Annotated in this window: 15 protein-coding genes; 6 read left to right on the forward strand and 9 right to left on the reverse strand. The window is 60.4% G+C overall.

The window, feature by feature from the left end; all coding sequences use genetic code 11:
• Window positions 1–41 precede the first annotated feature (41 nt).
• The 5 genes from ACA066_RS23300 (at window position 42) to aauR (ending at window position 5635) form a co-directional block, all read left to right on the forward strand.
• Window positions 42–788, forward strand: coding sequence for an amino acid ABC transporter permease (locus tag ACA066_RS23300; protein ID WP_497696802.1), 747 nt, complete (start codon window positions 42–44; stop codon window positions 786–788).
• Window positions 788–1459, forward strand: a complete 672-nt coding sequence (locus ACA066_RS23305; RefSeq protein ID WP_214384920.1) for an amino acid ABC transporter permease — start codon at window positions 788–790, stop codon at window positions 1457–1459. The genes ACA066_RS23300 and ACA066_RS23305 overlap by 1 nt, the downstream gene beginning before the upstream one ends.
• Window positions 1456–2190 carry an amino acid ABC transporter ATP-binding protein gene (locus ACA066_RS23310; RefSeq protein WP_497696803.1) on the forward strand — a complete coding sequence of 245 codons (735 nt, stop codon included), beginning with the start codon at window positions 1456–1458 and terminating at the stop codon, window positions 2188–2190. Before ACA066_RS23305 ends, ACA066_RS23310 begins: the two co-directional genes overlap by 4 nt.
• A 218-nt stretch (window positions 2191–2408) precedes the next feature.
• A complete protein-coding gene (gene aauS / locus ACA066_RS23315; RefSeq protein WP_497696804.1) occupies window positions 2409–4310 on the forward strand; it encodes a two-component sensor histidine kinase AauS in 1902 nt (633 codons plus the stop codon).
• Window positions 4307–5635 (forward strand): two-component response regulator AauR, encoded by a 1329-nt coding sequence (gene aauR / locus ACA066_RS23320; RefSeq protein WP_301308728.1) that lies wholly within the window; start codon window positions 4307–4309, stop codon window positions 5633–5635. Before aauS ends, aauR begins: the two co-directional genes overlap by 4 nt.
• Window positions 5636–5811: 176 nt before the next feature.
• On the opposite strand, the gene ACA066_RS23325 is transcribed toward aauR, so the two are convergent.
• The 5 genes from ACA066_RS23325 to metE form a co-directional block, all read right to left on the reverse strand.
• Window positions 5812–6717: a hypothetical protein gene (locus ACA066_RS23325; RefSeq protein WP_497696805.1), complete on the reverse strand. Its 906-nt coding sequence runs from the start codon at window positions 6715–6717 to the stop codon at window positions 5812–5814.
• Window positions 6714–7409: a hypothetical protein gene (locus tag ACA066_RS23330; RefSeq protein ID WP_497696806.1), complete on the reverse strand. Its 696-nt coding sequence runs from the start codon at window positions 7407–7409 to the stop codon at window positions 6714–6716. The genes ACA066_RS23325 and ACA066_RS23330 overlap by 4 nt, the downstream gene beginning before the upstream one ends.
• Before the next feature lie 100 nt (window positions 7410–7509).
• Window positions 7510–8175 carry a DsbA family oxidoreductase gene (locus ACA066_RS23335; protein WP_497696807.1) on the reverse strand — a complete coding sequence of 222 codons (666 nt, stop codon included), beginning with the start codon at window positions 8173–8175 and terminating at the stop codon, window positions 7510–7512.
• A gap of 349 nt (window positions 8176–8524) precedes the next feature.
• Window positions 8525–9559: an alpha/beta fold hydrolase gene (locus tag ACA066_RS23340; RefSeq protein WP_497696808.1), complete on the reverse strand. Its 1035-nt coding sequence runs from the start codon at window positions 9557–9559 to the stop codon at window positions 8525–8527.
• 229 nt (window positions 9560–9788) lie between these two features.
• A complete protein-coding gene (gene metE / locus ACA066_RS23345) occupies window positions 9789–12101 on the reverse strand; it encodes a 5-methyltetrahydropteroyltriglutamate--homocysteine S-methyltransferase (protein WP_497696809.1) in 2313 nt (770 codons plus the stop codon).
• A 107-nt stretch (window positions 12102–12208) separates the two neighbouring features.
• On the opposite strand from metE, the gene metR reads away from it, so the two are divergent.
• Window positions 12209–13126, forward strand: coding sequence for a transcriptional regulator MetR (gene metR, locus ACA066_RS23350; RefSeq protein ID WP_084323017.1), 918 nt, complete (start codon window positions 12209–12211; stop codon window positions 13124–13126).
• A 143-nt stretch (window positions 13127–13269) separates the two neighbouring features.
• Here metR and ACA066_RS23355 read toward each other — a convergent pair whose 3' ends face one another.
• The 4 genes from ACA066_RS23355 to nosR form a co-directional block, all read right to left on the reverse strand.
• Window positions 13270–13785 (reverse strand): GNAT family N-acetyltransferase, encoded by a 516-nt coding sequence (locus tag ACA066_RS23355; RefSeq protein ID WP_497699944.1) that lies wholly within the window; start codon window positions 13783–13785, stop codon window positions 13270–13272.
• Window positions 13786–13787: 2 nt separating this feature from the next.
• Window positions 13788–14426, reverse strand: a complete 639-nt coding sequence (locus ACA066_RS23360) for a LysE family translocator (protein WP_497696810.1) — start codon at window positions 14424–14426, stop codon at window positions 13788–13790.
• 24 nt (window positions 14427–14450) lie between these two features.
• Window positions 14451–14885 (reverse strand): NUDIX hydrolase, encoded by a 435-nt coding sequence (locus ACA066_RS23365; RefSeq protein ID WP_497696811.1) that lies wholly within the window; start codon window positions 14883–14885, stop codon window positions 14451–14453.
• 201 nt (window positions 14886–15086) lie between these two features.
• A complete protein-coding gene (gene nosR / locus ACA066_RS23370) occupies window positions 15087–16466 on the reverse strand; it encodes a response regulator c-di-GMP phosphodiesterase, NosR family (protein WP_497696812.1) in 1380 nt (459 codons plus the stop codon).
• Window positions 16467–16579: the final 113 nt, after the last annotated feature.

A 16579-nucleotide genomic window follows, 5' to 3' on the forward strand; every position in this document is an offset into this window, starting at 1 on the left:
GGCGGGCACTTGTACATGATCGAATCCGAGGGGAGACCCTAATGAATTACAACTGGGACTGGGGCGTGTTCTTCAAGTCCACCGGGGTGGGCAGCGAGATTTATTTCGACTGGTACCTCACCGGTTTGGGCTGGACCATCGCCATCGCCATCGTGGCCTGGATCATTGCCCTGACGCTGGGCTCGATTCTGGGCGTCATGCGCACCGTACCGAATCGCATCGTGTCGGGCATCGCGACCTGCTACGTCGAACTCTTCCGTAACGTGCCGCTGCTGGTGCAGCTGTTCATCTGGTACTTCCTGGTGCCCGATCTGCTGCCGCAAAACCTGCAGGACTGGTACAAACAGGACCTGAACCCGACCACCTCGGCCTTCCTCAGCGTCGTCGTGTGCCTGGGCCTGTTCACCACCGCTCGCGTTTGCGAACAGGTGCGCACCGGCATTCAGGCGTTGCCACGCGGTCAGGAATCCGCCGCTCGCGCCATGGGCTTCAAGCTGCCGCAGATCTACTGGAACGTGCTGCTGCCCCAGGCCTATCGGATCATCATTCCGCCGCTCACCTCGGAATTCTTGAACGTGTTCAAGAACACCTCCGTCGCCTCGCTGATTGGTTTGATGGAGCTACTCGCACAGACCAAGCAAACCGCCGAGTTCTCCGCGAACCTGTTCGAAGCCTTTACCCTGGCGACGCTGATCTACTTCACCCTGAACATGAGCCTGATGCTGCTGATGCGTCTGGTCGAGAAGAAAGTCGCCGTACCGGGCCTGATCTCCGTAGGGGGTAAATGATGGAATTCGATTTCTCGGGCATCATCCCGTCCCTGCCAGGACTGTGGAACGGCATGGTGATGACCCTGCAACTGATGGCGCTGGGCGTCGTCGGCGGGATCATCCTCGGCACGATCCTCGCGCTGATGCGCCTGTCCCACAGCAAACTGCTGTCGAACATTGCCGGCGCCTACGTCAACTACTTCCGCTCGATCCCGCTGCTGCTGGTCATCACCTGGTTCTATCTGGCGGTGCCGTTCGTGCTGCGCTGGATCACTGGCGAAGACACCCCGATCGGCGCGTTCGCTTCGTGCATCGTGGCGTTCATGATGTTTGAAGCGGCGTACTTCTGCGAAATCGTCCGCGCCGGTGTTCAGTCCATTCCCAAGGGTCAGATGGGCGCTGCCCAGGCTCTGGGCATGAATTACGGCCAGATGATGCGTTTGATCATCCTGCCGCAAGCGTTCCGCAAGATGACTCCGTTGCTGCTGCAACAGAGCATCATCCTGTTTCAGGACACCTCGCTGGTGTATGCGGTCGGTCTGGTGGACTTCCTCAATGCCTCGCGCGCCAGTGGCGACATCATCGGTCGCTCCAATGAGTTCCTGATCTTCGCAGGTCTCGTGTACTTCACAATCAGCTTTGCCGCCTCGCTGCTGGTCAAGCGTCTGCAAAAAAGGTTTGCCGTATGATCTCTATCAAGAATGTCAACAAGTGGTATGGCGACTTCCAGGTACTGACTGACTGCAGCACCGAGGTCAAAAAAGGTGAAGTGATTGTGGTGTGCGGGCCGTCCGGCTCCGGCAAATCCACCCTGATCAAATGCGTCAACGCGCTGGAACCGTTCCAGAAAGGCGACGTGGTGGTCGATGGTACGTCCATCGCCGACCCGAAGACCAACCTGCCGAAACTGCGTTCGCGCGTCGGCATGGTGTTCCAGCATTTCGAATTGTTCCCGCACCTGACCATCACCGAAAACCTGACCATCGCGCAGATCAAGGTGTTGGGTCGCAGCAAGGAAGAAGCCACCAAGAAAGGCCTGCAACTGCTGGAGCGCGTCGGTCTTTCGGCGCACGCCCACAAGCATCCGGGCCAGCTCTCCGGTGGTCAGCAACAGCGTGTGGCGATTGCCCGTGCGCTGGCGATGGACCCGATCGTCATGCTGTTCGACGAACCGACCTCGGCGCTGGACCCTGAAATGGTCAACGAAGTGCTCGACGTGATGGTGCAACTGGCCCACGAAGGCATGACCATGATGTGCGTAACCCACGAAATGGGCTTCGCCCGTAAAGTGGCGGACCGGGTGATCTTCATGGACCAGGGCAAAATCATCGAAGACTGCCAGAAAGAGGACTTCTTCGGCGACATCAGCCACCGCGCCGAGCGTACACAGCACTTCCTCGCCAAGATTCTGCAGCACTAAAACGATACTGGTTTTCCCTTGTGGCGAGGGAGCTTGCTCCCGCTCGGCTGCGAAGCAGTCGTAAAACCGGCAAATGCGCTGTGTCAGTTGCATGCATTTTCAGGTTTTGGGGCCGCTGCGCGACCCAGCGGGAGCAAGCTCCCTCGCCACAGGGTTTCGTGTTCGACTGGAAACCAGAGCAAGCCCGTTGCCAAGCTGGTTGACCCAAGGCATCTGTGATGAAATGCGACCCCACTCTCTATCGCGCAGCAATGCCATCACTCGCCGTGAAACCCCGTCTGATTCGTCATCTGTTCCTGCCGCCGCTGGTCATCGCCCTGATGATCGGGTTGGGTTACGTCGGCTTCTGGGTCAGTGAGCACTACGGCATCCGCAGCCTCAGCGAAAACGGCCAGCGTCAACTCGAACTGCACGCCCGCGCCGTCGAGAGCGAAATCAGCAAATACACCTACCTGCCCAGCCTGCTGGAACTCGAATCCAGTGTGTCGAAGCTGTTGGCCGATCCGTCGCCGGAATACCGGCAAACGGTCAATGAATACCTCGAAGGCCTGAACCGGCGCAGCCGCAGTCGGGCCATCTACGTGATGGACACTACCGGCCGCGTCATGGCCACCAGCAACTGGCGCGACGTCGACAGCTACCTCGGTGAAGACCTGTCCTTCCGCGCCTATTTCCAGAACGCCGTTCGCGGCCAGCCGGGGCGCTTCTATGGCATCGGCAGCACCACCGGCGAACCCGGTTATTACCTGGCCCATGGGCTGGAAGAACACGGCAAGATCATCGGCGTCGCCGTGGTCAAGGTCCGCCTCGAAGCCCTGGAAGAACGCTGGCAACGGGCGCGCCTGGAAGCCTTCGTCAGCGACGAAAACGGCATCATCATTCTGTCCAGCGATCCGGCGCGACGGCTCAAATCAGTGGTTCCGTTGAGCGACGAGACCAAAGAAAAACTCGCCCGCAGCCTTCAGTACTACTGGTTCCCCCTGAACGAACTGCAACCGCTGGCCCGGGAAAAACTGGCCGAAGGCGAGGAAAAGCTGACCTTCCCGGCCAACAGCGAAGTGGAGTCCGACCAAGAGGACATCAGCTACCTCTCGCAAACCCGCCCCTTGAGCGACACGCCGTGGAATTTCACCCTGCTTACGCCATTGCAGGATTTGCGCCGCGAAGCGATCAATCAGGGGATTCTGGTCGCCGTGGCGTTTGCCCTCGTGGCGTTCCTGCTGATCGCCTGGAACGAGCGGCGCAAGGTGATCGCCACCCGCCTCGCCGCCCGGGAAGCCTTGCAGGAAGCCAACAATCAACTGGAGCGTCGGATTACCGAACGCACCACTGACCTGCGCGCCAGCAACGAACGGCTCAAGGGCCAGATCCGCGAACGGCGGCACGCTGAAGAGACGCTGCGCCGTGCTCAGGATGAACTGGTGCAGGCCGGCAAACTCGCGGCCATCGGCCAGATGTCCACCAGCATCGCCCACGAATTGAACCAGCCACTGGCCGCGCTGCGCACCTTGTCCGGCAACACCGTGCGCTTTCTCGAGCGTGGTCAGCTGGACGTTGCCAGCACCAACCTCAAGACCATCAACGAACTGATCGACCGCATGGGCCGGATCACCGCCAGCCTGCGTTCCTTCGCCCGACGGGGTGACGACAAGGGTCAAGCCTGCCTCGGCAAAGCGGTCGACGCCGCGCTGCAACTGCTTGGCGGGCGAGTCGAAAGTGTTCATCTGCAACTGCATCGCGAATTCGCCGATGTGCAGGTGCAGATCGACCAGACCCGCTTGGAGCAGATTTTGGTCAACCTGATCGGCAACGCGCTCGATGCCATGCAGGCACAACCCTTGCCGGTGTTGTGGCTTGAAGGCGAAGAGTTCGATGGCAAATATCGCCTGCGGGTACGCGACAACGGTCACGGCATCGACGCCGAAGCGCGCAAGCATCTGTTCGAACCGTTCTTCACCACCAAACCCGGCGAACAGGGCCTGGGCCTCGGCCTGACCCTTTCCGCCAGCCTGGCCGCCGCGACGGGCGGACATTTGGGTGTCGAGCACCCGGCCAGCGGTGGTACCACCTTCGTCCTCAGTTTACCGTTGGTAAGCCCTACTCCTGCCGAGCCAATATGAACAACGACCTTAGTGTGCTGATCGTCGAAGACGACCCCCATGTGCTACTTGGCTGCCAACAGGCGCTGACCCTGGAAGACATTCCCTGCGTCGGCGTGGGCAGTGCCGAAGAAGCGCTGGAGCGGGTCGGCGACAATTTTGCCGGCATCGTCATCAGCGATATTCGCCTGCCGGGCATCGATGGCCTCGAACTCCTGACCCGGCTCAAGGCTCGCGATCGCAGCCTGCCGGTGGTGCTGATTACCGGCCATGGCGACATCTCCATGGCCGTCGGCGCGATGCAGAAAGGCGCCTATGACTTCATGGAGAAACCCTTCTCCCCCGAACGGCTGGTGGATGTGGCACGTCGCGCGTTGGAGCAACGCAGCCTGGCGCGGGAGGTGTCTTCGCTGCGTCGGCAACTGGCGGAGCGGGATTCTCTGGAAGGCCGGATCATCGGCCGCTCGCCAGCGATGCAGAACCTGCGGGAACTGATCGCCAATGTCGCCGACACCTCGGCCAATGTGCTGATCGAAGGCGAGACCGGCACCGGCAAGGAACTGGTTGCGCGTTGCCTGCACGATTTCAGTCGGCGGCACACCAAGCAGTTCGTCGCGCTGAACTGCGGCGGCCTGCCGGAGAACCTGTTCGAAAGCGAAATCTTCGGCCATGAAGCCAACGCTTTCACCGGTGCCGGCAAACGGCGGATCGGCAAGATCGAACACGCCGACGGCGGTACGCTGTTCCTCGACGAAGTGGAAAGCATGCCGCTGCCGTTGCAGATCAAACTGCTGCGGGTGTTGCAGGAACGCACCCTCGAACGCCTCGGCTCGAACCAGAGTGTGGCTGTGGATTGCCGGGTGATCGCGGCGACCAAATCCGACCTCGACGAGTCGAGCAAGGCCGGCGAATTCCGCAGCGACCTGTATTACCGCCTGAATGTGGTGACCCTGGAATTGCCGCCGTTGCGCGAACGCCGTGAAGACATCCTGCAACTGTTCGAACACTTCCTGCAGCAGTCGTCATTGCGCTTCGACCGCGCGGTGCCGGAGCTGGACAACCAGACCCTGTCGAACCTGATGAGCCACGACTGGCCGGGCAACGTCCGTGAACTGCGCAACGTCGCCGAGCGTTTTGCCCTCGGTCTGCCGGCCTTCAAGAAATCCGGTGCCAGCGGCAGCAATCAGGGCCTGGCCTTCGCCGAAGCGGTGGAAGCCTTCGAACGCAACCTGCTCAGCGACGCCTTGCAACGCAGCGGCGGCAACCTGACCCAGGCCAGCCTGGAACTGGGGATGGCCAAAACCACCCTGTTCGACAAAGTGAAGAAGTACGGGCTGAGCCACTGATGCTCAAGGCTGGCGTTGTGAATGGCGGCGACGGTTTTGGTCGGTGTGTGGATGCGCTTTCACGGTTAACGAAAATCCCCTGTGGGAGCGAGACCGGCTTGCCGGCGATGGTGTGTCAGTCGCCATCAATGTGGCTGACACACCATCGCCGGCAAGCCGGTCTCGCTCCCACAGGTTTACTGCCCGTAAACCTTCTGCAACTGCGCTTGCGTCAGCGCATCCTCGAACGGCACCGGCACTGATTTCACTGCGCCATAGAGGTTGCGATAACGCCAATAGCTGCCGTTATTAGCCAACTGATAACCGCGTTCGACCACACGCTGGCCATCGAGCACATACCGCAAGGTTTCCTGGGCCGCCTCCGGCGGTGCCGGCAGCATCAGGTCGGTGGCTAAAACACGCATGGACTCGTCGATGCACTCGTCGAGCACGGCCGTGACCTTCGCCAGATCCAGAGTGCCGTCGTCGATGCATTGCTTGCCGCAACGCCGAATCGGCTGGCTCGCCACTTCGATGCGCATGCGATACAGCGCCGAACCGGCAATGTCCTGGACCTGCACCTGATTGACCAGCACAAAGCTGCCGCGATCGGGGGTGAGCATCAGCTTCGGTTCGATCACCAGACGCGCGGTGACTTGCCCCTCTCCTTGTTTCAGCCCGGCCACTTGCGACGCCTGTTGATAGCGCTGTTGCAGACGCTCCTGCAATGGCACGCCGGCGAGCAGGTCGGCCATCGGACGCGAATCCTTAAGCGCAGACTTTTCCGCATCGCGCTGCAAGCTGCCGCTGCCCATCTGAGTGTTGATCAGGCTCGCCACCAGCAAACCTGCCAACCCTGCCGCATTGGCACCCGCCACCAGGTTATGACTCGACGAAGCCGCCTTCTGCGCCGCCTCGGCGCCAATCACCGTGCTGGCACCGACAAACGCCTGCGGCAGCTGCATGTCCACTTTCAGTCCATGAGCCTGGACGTAGGACGCGGCACTCTGCGACTTGAAACCGGCCTCGGGCGCCGGTTTCTGCGCGCAACCGGCGAGCATCAGCAGGGCCAGCGCACTGGCCCCCATGATCGAGCGCTTCATTGTTCGAACGGTGTGATCATTTGCTGACGGCTCGTGTCCATGGCCTGATAGAAGGCATTGGACAGGTTGGTGTAGGTCGGCTCATCCCACTCGCCCTGAGCCGCTTGCACCGCAGTGAAGGGTTTGAACCACAGCAATTTATTGTCGGCCAGATCGACCACCAGGCCCTGCCCGCTCACCTGCGCCATCGGCACGCTGGTCGGCACGAATCCGTAGTAGCTGCGGGTAGCGCCGGTGGCGAAGACATTCACCAGCAACAGGCGATCGACGCCGTAAGCGCCCTTGATCGGAGTCAGGTCACGGCCCATGTAGCCTTCACGGAAACTGGTTTGCTTATAGACATTCAGGTCAACCGGCTCATTGATCCGCTTGACCTTGTAGCCCTTAGCCTGCAGCTTGGCGACGATGACATCCGGCAACGTGTTCAGGTCGCGCACTTGCCATTTTTCGACGTTGTCGCTGAGTTTGCTGTTCACGCCCCGATTGATCGCGTAATCGAGCATCCCCTGTTGACCGGTCAGCGCCAGCACCGGCGCCGGCACCACAGTGATGGCCACGCCGATGGTCGGCTCCTTGGCATCCCAGAATTGTTTATCCAGCGGAACAGGCGGTTGGATGTGGGCGCAGCCAGTAAGGGTCAGGCAAGCGAGCAACGTGAGCGCTGCCCACGTGCGAAAGGCGTGAAGAGTCATGGATCAAATCCCTATGATTGAAATCGTTGCTGCCTATGTCGGTAGGAACGGCTTAAACCATAGTGGCACATTGATATATTTCTATTCAACTGCGATCCGATCAACTGACCGTGCCGCCCTTCGCTTCGCTCATGATCTGTCGAATCGCCCCGACAAAGGTTTCCACCGGTTGCCCGCCGCTGACTGCGTACTGCCCGTTGAAGACAACGGTCGGCACCGAACTGACGCCACGGGACAGCCACAACTGCTCTTCCTCCCGCACCTCCCTGGCGAACTCGTCCGACGCCAGAATCGCCTCGGCCCGCTGCCGGTCCAGACCAACGCTTTGCGCGACCTGCGCCAACTGACCGTGGTCGGAAGGATTGCCGCCGTCGGTGAAATACGCCTTGAACAGCGCCTCCTTCAGATTGAACTGCAACCCTTCCAGCCCCGCCCAGTACAACAGGCGGTGGGCGTCGAAGGTGTTGTAGATGCGGCTGTTACCGTCCGTGCGAAAGGCAAAGCCGACTTCGGCGCCGCGTACGCGAATCATCTCGCGGTTCTTTTGCGATTGCTCCGGGGTCGAACCGTATTTCTCGGTGATATGTTCGGTGATGTTCTGCCCTTCAGGGCTCATCTTCGGATTCAGCTCGAACGGCTGGAAACGGATTTCGGCCTGGACCTCATCGCCCAACACATCCAGGGCCCGGGTCAGGCCGTACAGGCCAACGACGCACCACGGGCAGGACACGTCGCTGACGAAATCGATCTTCAGGGGAGCACTCATCACACACCTCGCAGGCTGAACACAGGCCGGAAAAGGATGAACGATACACCTGTGGAAGCGGGATTGTGTGAGTCCGCTGTGTATGTCGGCAAGAGATACGTCGGCTATCAGGCCGCCTTCGCGAGCAAGCTCGGCTCCTACAGAAAAACAAAGCAAATCTCGTACACCCCCCGCCCACCACCACTCATCAGGCCGAGCGTTAGCTCGCCTGCAGCTCTTGATCTACCCGCCCCTTCGGGAGGCTGAGTGGAGGTGTTCATCCGGGGAGTGGCGCGCAGCGCCGTTCGACGCAGTCGAACACGCTGCCTGTAGGTCGTCGCGAAGCCGAACTGCGGGCTGTGTCCCCGTGTTACAGAAGGTTGTGTTCGACCACAGGATCGATCTGCGCCCAATGCGAAGTGTCTTCACGGTGAGCCTGCAAATAAGGCAACACAGCCCCGAGCAACGGCGCTTTGAACGCCTCCTGAAAACGATGGGCCAACCCGGGAATCAGCTTCAACTGACTACCGTGAATATGCGCCGCCAAATGCACCCCATGCATCACCGGCAACAGCGGATCGGCAGTGCCATGAACCACCAGCGTCGGCACCCGCAACTGATTGAGCAACGCCACCCGACTCGGCTCCGCGAGGATCGCCATGATCTGGCGCTTCACGCCCTCGGGGTTGAACGCCCGGTCATAGGACTGCGCCGCCTGATGCAACAGTGCCTGCCGATCATCGCTCACCGTCGGGCTGCCCAGCGCCGCGAGCAAATCAGCCTGCTGCTCCAGCGCCACTTCACGATTCGGTGCGCCCCGGCGCGACAGCAACTGCACCAGCGCCGCGCTCGGCGCCGGCAAGCCTTCCGCGCCGGAAGTGGTCATGATCAACGTCAGACTCTCGATCCGCTGCGGCGCCATGGCTGCCATATGCTGGGCGATCATCCCGCCCATGCTCGCGCCCAGCACATGGAATTGATCGACATGCAACGCATCCATCAAACCCAGCGCATCGTCGGCCATGTCCGTGAGGGAATACGGCGCCGAAACCGGCAAACCGAGTTTGTAGCGCAGCACTTCGAAGGTCAGATTGGCGTCGACAGGCGCCTGTCGCCAGGTGGACAGGCCGACATCGCGATTGTCATATCGAATCACCCGAAAGCCCTGCTGACACAGCGCGACCACCACCTCGTCCGGCCAGTGAATCAACTGCCCGCCGAGGCCCATCACCAGCAGCAGTGCCGGATCCGAGGCACGGCCGATGCTCTGGTACGCCAGGCTCACCTGCGCCAGATCGACGTGTTCGGTCGGAACATTGACATCACATCGAGAAGCCGCAAAGGACGGCAGGCTGAACAACAACGCGGCCAGGAAAGCCGCTGTTGATAAAAATCGTGCACGCATGAAAAACACCGAAACGCAGAACCCCAGTAGAGCGCGAGTCTGATGAAGTTTGATCAAGCGCGCTGCCACAGTTACGTGACAGTTTGATGAAGAGTGCTGAACGGTCATATCCGAGACCGCGTTATCGTTCATCGCGAGCAGGCTCGCTCCCACAGGATTTGTGTCGATTACAAATTTTGTGCACGACACAAATCACAATGTGGGAGCGAGCCTGCTCGCGATGGCGTCCTTAAGCCAACTGACTACGCAACTGCCGCGCCGCCGCCACCATGTTCACCAACGCCGATTCGGTTTCCGGCCACGCCCTGGTTTTCAAACCGCAATCCGGGTTCACCCACAACCGTTCCGCCGGAATCCGCTGCACGGCTTTGCTCATCAACTTGACCATCTCCGCCGTGTCCGGCACCCGTGGAGAGTGAATGTCATACACACCCGGGCCGATATCGTTCGGGTAGTCGAACGCTTCGAAGGCCTCCAGCAATTCCATGTCCGAACGCGAGGTTTCGATGGTGATCACGTCCGCATCCATCGCCGCGATGGCCTCGATCACATCGTTGAATTCGCTGTAGCACATGTGGGTGTGGATCTGGGTTTCGTCGCGCACACCGGATGCGCTCAAGCGGAACGCTTCCACCGCCCAGTTCAGGTATTCCTGCCATTGCGCCCGACGCAGCGGCAAACCTTCGCGGAACGCGGCTTCGTCGATCTGCACGATCTTGATGCCGGCGTTTTCCAGGTCCACCACCTCGTCACGCAGGGCCAACGCCAACTGCTGCGCCTGGATTTTGCGCGAAACGTCTTCCCGCGGGAACGACCACATCAGCATGGTCACCGGACCGGTCAGCATGCCTTTCATGACCTTGTCGGTCAGGCTTTGCGCATAGGTGATCCAGTCGACGGTCATGGCGTGCGGACGGCTCAGGTCGCCGTAGATGATCGCCGGCTTCACGCAACGGGAACCGTAGCTCTGCACCCAGCCGAATCGGGTGAACAGGTAGCCGTCCAGCTGCTCGGCGAAGTACTCGACCATGTCGTTGCGTTCGGCTTCACCATGCACCAGCACGTCCAGGCCGAGGCGTTCCTGGACTTGCACCGCGTGGCGGATTTCGCTGTGCATGGCGTCGGTGTAATCGTTGGCCGACAGCTTGCCTTGCTTGAACGCCTGACGCGCCAGACGGATCGAACCGGTCTGCGGGAACGAACCGATGGTGGTGGTAGGGAACGCTGGCAGCTTCAGCCGCGCGCGTTGTTGCTCGATGCGTTTGGCAAACGGCGATTGGCGCTGGCTGTCGGCTGCACCGATGGCATTGATGCGGGCTTGCACTTCAGCTTTATGGATACGCGGAGACTCGGCACGGCTGGTCTGAATCGCCCGACTCTCCGCCAGTGCGGCTTGCACCTTGGGCGATTGCGGATCGTTAAGCGCATCACGCAGCACAGCGATTTCGCCACACTTCTGCACGGCAAACGCCAGCCAGCTTTTCAGTTCCGGATCGAGTTTGTCTTCACGCTCCAGGTCCACCGGGCTGTGCAGCAGCGAGCAGGAACTGCTGACCCACAGGTTGTCGCCAAAGCGTTCCTGAGCCCGTTGCAGTTGGGCAAGCACTTGCTCAAGTTCGCAGCGCCAGACGTTGCGACCGTTAACCAGGCCAACTGACAGAATCTTGTAGGTCGGCAGTCTGTCGAGCACTTGGCCGAGCTGGTCCGGCGCGCGCACCGCGTCGATGTGCAAGCCTTGCACGGGCAGGCTGACCGCCAGACCGAGGTTGTCTTCAAGACCGCTGAAGTAGGTCGCCACCAGTTTTTTCAGCGGCGAATATTGAAGGATGTGGTAAGCGCGTTCGAACGCATTTTTCCATTCTTGCGGCAGGTCGAGGGTCAGGATCGGCTCGTCGATTTGCACCCACTCCACGCCTTGGGCGGCGAGACGACCGAGGATTTCGCCGTAGATCGGCAGCAGGCGCTCCAGCAGCTCGAGCTTGTCGAAGTCATTGCCTTTGGCCTTGCCCAGCCACAGGTAAGTCAGCGGGCCGATGATCACCGGTTTGATGTTGTGGCCCAAGGCCCTGGCTTCGTCGACTTCGTCGAACAGCTGTTCCCAGCTCAGTTTGAACTGCTGGTCAGCGGTGAATTCCGGGACCAGGTAGTGGTAGTTGGTATCGAACCACTTGGTCAATTCCTGTGCATATTGCGCGCTGGTGTGTTCGCCGCCGCAGCAGGCTGCGGTAGCACCACGAGCCATGGCGAACAACGTGTCCAGCGTCGGCAGGCCGTTGGCGTTTTTGGTGCTGTCGAAACGCTCCGGGATCACACCAAAGGTCAGGGAATGGGTCAGCACCTGGTCGTACCAGGCGAAGTCGCCGACCGGCAGCAGGTCGATGCCGGCGTCTTTCTGCAATTGCCAGTGGGTGGCGCGCAGTTGGCGACCGACGCTTGTCAGCGCGTCCTGATCGAGATCGCCCTTCCAGTAGGATTCGAGGGCTTTTTTCAATTCACGGTCAGCGCCGATGCGCGGAAAACCAAGTGTGTGGGCCAGAGCCATGGTGAGTTTCTCCTTGTAAAAGATGGCCCTATTGTCGACAGCCAACCCAACATGAGACAAACTCAACCTTTTCTTGTTGATCACAAGTTTTCCTCATGGAGGCGCCAGTGCTTGAAATCCGTCATCTGAAGACCCTGCACGCCTTGCGCGAAGCCGATAGCCTGGTCGATGCCGCCGACCGTCTACACCTGACCCAGTCGGCGCTGTCCCACCAGTTCAAGGAGCTGGAAGAGCGCATGGGCATGCCGCTGTTCGTGCGCAAAACCAAACCGGTGCGTTTCACCAGCGCCGGTTTGCGCCTGCTGCAACTGGCCGACGCCACCCTGCCGTTGCTGCGCGGTGCCGAGCGCGATATCGCGCGGCTGGCGGGTGGCACTGCCGGGCGCTTGCACATGGCAATCGAGTGTCACAGTTGCTTCCAGTGGCTGATGCCGACCATCGACCAGTTCCGCGATGCCTGGCCGGAAGTTGAACTGGACCTGGCGTCGGGTTTCTCCTTCGCACCGTTGCCAGCCCTGGCCCGTGGCGATCTGGATCTGGTGGTGACCTCCGATCCGCTGGAAATCGCCGGCATCACGTATGTGCCGCTGTTCACTTATGAAGCGATGCTCGCGGTGGCCAATCAGCACCGTTTGGCGAGCAAGGCGTATATCGTGCCGGAAGATTTGCTGACCGAGACCTTGATCACTTACCCGGTGGAGCGTGATCGGCTGGACATCTTCACCCGCTTCCTCGAACCGGCCGACATCGAACCGGCCCAGGTCCGCACCTCGGAACTGACGGTGATGATGATGCAACTGGTGGCCAGCGGCCGCGGCGTGTGCGGCATGCCGCACTGGGCACTGCATGAATACAGCTCACGGGGCTATGTGAAGGCCAAGCGGCTGGGTGAGAAAGGGTTGTTTGCGACGTTGTACGCGGGGATTCGCGCGGACATGCTGGATGCGCCGTACATGCGTGATTTTCTGCTGACGGCGAAAGACACGTCGTTTTCTACTCTGGATGGGGTCAGCGCGGTTCGATAGCCGATACGGTCCCTGTGGCGAGGGGACTTGTCCCCGTTGGGCTGCGAAGCGGCCCTAAAACCTGCGAGCGCGATTTGCCTGAAAGAATGCCGGGGAGCGCTTCGCACTCCAACGGGGACAAGTCCCCTCGCCACAAAAAGCCGTCATCCCTCAGAGTCGGAGGAGATCTCGCGCCACATGTGGATCTTGTCGAAGTAGTCTTCGCCCACCCGCACCGCCATCGGTTCCAGGCCGAACTGGATGAAGCCGCACCGCTGGTACAGGTTCAACGCCGCTTCATTGCCCGCGGTGACGGTCAGCTGAATCAGCCTCAGGCCCTTGTGGGTTTGCGCCTCGGCCAACACCGCCTGCACCAGTTGATAACCGAGCCCGCGCTGACGGACCTTACCGGACACGTACATGCCAAACAGCGTCGCCTTGTGCCGGGCCTTTTCACGAGGTTCGAAGGCAAGGCCGACGATGCCCGCCAATTGCCCTTCCTCAAATGCGCCGAACACCACATCCAGCTTGCTGGTCAGGCGCGACTCCCACCAGCTCAGCGGCATCGTCGCGCGCTCGCGCACGCTGGAGGTGAACGCCTGGGGATGCAAGTCGTAGGCTTCGAGCATCAGTGCCCGATAGTCCAGGGCATGGCTGGCATCAAGCTGCTCAATCCACATGTTCACGCCGCCCTTCGTTGCTCAAGCATCAGCCGCACCGCCAGCGCCGACAGCACGAACCCCATGAAATAGCGTTGCACCGCCAGCCAGGTCGGATTGTTGACGAACCAGGACGCGATGCCTGCCGCAAACACCGCGATCAACAGGTTGACGCAGAAACTGACGCTGATCTGGGTCAAACCGAGAACCACGCTCTGGGTGAACACAGAGCCATGCTCAGGCGTGATGAACTGTGGAAACACCGACAGGTAAAACACTGCGATTTTCGGGTTCAGGGCACTGGTCAGAAAACCCATGGTGATCAGTTTGCGCGACGAATCCGGTGGCAACTGCTGCGCTTCGAACGGCGATCGCGCCCCCGGTTTGACCGCCTGCCAGGCCAGCCATATCAGGTACAGCGCACCGGCCCACTTCAACACTTCATAGGCCATCGGCACCGCCAGGAACACCGCCGTCAGACCCGCCGCTGCGGCGAACAGATGCACGAAGAATCCCGCGACCACACCGAGCAACGAGGTCACCCCGGCCCTGCGGCCCTGGCAGATCGAACGGGAGATCAGGTAGATCATGTTCGGCCCCGGTGTCAGTACCATCAGCAACGCGGCAGCGGCGAAGATCAGCAAGTCTTGAAGCGGAATCATGGGCAATCCTTGGTCCGTGAATAATCAGGCGATCGCGGTCAGCGAGGCTCGATAAAACGGCAGGATCAGGTCCCGTGTCAATGGCGCCAGGGTGACATTTCCGTCAGTCGCCGGGTCGATCCAGCGCACTTCTTCGATCTCCGCAGCCGGGGATACGTCTGAATCGATCGTAAGTTGGAAGAGTTCGGCCTGTACGATAAATCCCGGCTCGTTGGCGGCCGGTGCCGAGAATTGCCCTAGATAGATCGCGTGCGCCGGATCAATGACCAATCCCAGCTCTTCATCCAGTTCACGGACCAGCGCACAGGCCGGTTGTTCATGGGCCTCGATCTTGCCACCCGGTTGCATGAAGGCCTCGGTGCCGCGCTTGCGAACCAGCAGGGTACGACCGTCGGGACCGATCAACAGGGCGGCGGCGATGCGGATGATGCGGGGTGAAGCGGCGGATGAAGGGGTCATGAATAAGGATTGGCCTTGGCTAAAAGGCGCAAGGATCACATGTGTATCGGTGCGTCGTCACGCCGAAAAATCTCTGGCAGAGCAGTGCCCGCCCCTTGTAGGAGCGAGCTTGCTCGCGATGATCGTCAACGATAACGCTGTAGGCCTGGCAGCCCGCAGCATTCTCTGGTTTATCGCGAGCAAGCTCGCTCCTACAGGGGATCAGTGCAACGCCGGGGAAGCCTGACCTGCCTCCAGGAGAGCGACCTCCACATCCTCCGGCACCTTCACAAAAATGCTGTATTTCGCCCCCTCCATGGCTTCGAATGCGATCAGTTTTTCCACCAGCGGTCCGTTCAACACCTTGCCGGCATTGAGCAGCAGCATGCCGTTGTCGGCATTGAGGTTGCGCGCCAGGATCATCCCCGCTGCCAATTCCCGGGTGGTCATGACCTTGACCGTCGGATCGGCCAGTGAAACATCGCTCAGGTAGGCGGCACACACCTGAATGAAATCCTCCACCATCCCGGGGTCGTAGAGTTTTCCGGCATAGCTGCGGATATACACCAGCGCCTCATCACTGTTCATTTGCCGTTCCAGGATCAACCCGCGCTGCAACTCGATGAAATCCACTGCCAGTTTCAACAGCCGAGAACCGACCGGTATCGCCTCGCCCTTGAGCCGGTCGGGGAAACCGCTGCCGTCCCAACGCTCCTGATGGTGAAGAATCAGACGGGCGGCATCCTTCATCGGGTCGAGCGTCATCAACAGCGATTCGCTTTGTTTCGGGTAATTGCGATAACGCTCACGATCATTGTGATGCAACAGGTCCGCGGGGGCGGTCATCATGCTGTCGGTCCAGCTCAGCTTGCCGATGTTGTAGAGCGCCGCCGCCATGGTCAGGTCGCGACTGGTGCCTTCATCCAGGCCATGGAGCTTGCAGTACACCCGCACCAGCTCGATGATCTGGCGGTTGGTCTGTTTGGCCGGCGGCATGCGCAGGTTGGCCAGCAGCGAGAACATCTCGGTGCCGGTGACGTAGCTGTGCTTGAGCTCTTCGTAGGCCAGGTCGAGCATGTCGGCGGTCTGCTGCAGTTCTGCGGTGCGGGAGGCGACACGTTTGTCCAGGGTGATATTGAGCTGCTTCAATTTCTCGTTCTGATCCCACGTTTCCTGCACCAGACGCAACCGTTCACGCTCGGAATGCTGATACGCGAGTGATTGTCGCAATATCAGCAGCATTTCCTCATCGTGCCAGGGTTTGCTGATGTAACGGTGAATCTGCCCGTCATTGATGGCCTTGATAATGGCCGAGGGGTCGGCATAACCGGTCAGCATGATCCGGACGGCATCGGGATAACGCTGGTGGATGTGGGCCAGCAGCGTGGCACCGTCCATGTTGGGCATTCGAGCATCGCTCATCACCAGGTCGATCGGCTGTTGCGCCATGATTTCCAGGGCCTGGGCGCCGCTGGTGGCCAGCAGCACCTCATAGGGCTGGCTGCGTAACAGGCGACGCAGGCTGTTGAGGATGGATTCCTCATCATCGACCAGCAGCACCTTGGGTTTATAGGTGGACTTCGTGGGGAGTTGCTCTTCCATGGCATTACCTCAGGCTAAAACGGTACAGCGTCATGTCGGGAACCGGGCAAACATCCCCTATTGCCGGATCCTGAGCTACAGGCTAGATGATTTTCGCCCCGTCACCGCAATGA

This window comes from Pseudomonas sp. LBUM1651, from assembly GCF_059716135.1.